Source organism: Pseudomonas sp. SIMBA_068, assembly GCF_046534705.1.
Taxonomy (GTDB): Bacteria; Pseudomonadota; Gammaproteobacteria; order Pseudomonadales; family Pseudomonadaceae; genus Aquipseudomonas; species Aquipseudomonas putida.
Genome location: NZ_JAWRYI010000556.1, coordinates 1 through 270, shown reverse-complemented (window position 1 = coordinate 270; position 270 = coordinate 1). Strand labels below are relative to the sequence as shown.

The following is a 270-nucleotide window of genomic DNA, read 5'->3' as shown; positions in this document are numbered from 1 at the left end:
AGAGGAAACATTGGTAATTGATGAACATGCACTCAGCGAAGATATTAACGACTGGCAGCAAAATATCAGTAATAGTTGGAATAAAATTGTTGATAGTTTTATTACTATTAGGCGCCATGAAGGGATTGCTATTGAACCTTTACTAACTGATCAAGAGCGTAATTTAATTAATCAACGAATTAAATTAAATATAGCACAGGCGCAGGACGCATTATTAAGTAAGCAAGCGAGTATATACTTTAGTGCGTTAAGCGAAGCTAAGCGCTTAAC

Annotated in this window: 1 protein-coding gene; it reads left to right on the top strand. The window is 35.2% G+C overall.

The window, feature by feature from the left end; genetic code table 11:
* The coding region (locus tag SB756_RS30385) for a uroporphyrinogen-III C-methyltransferase (protein ID WP_410913279.1) at nucleotides 1-270 on the top strand (270 nt) is incomplete at both ends.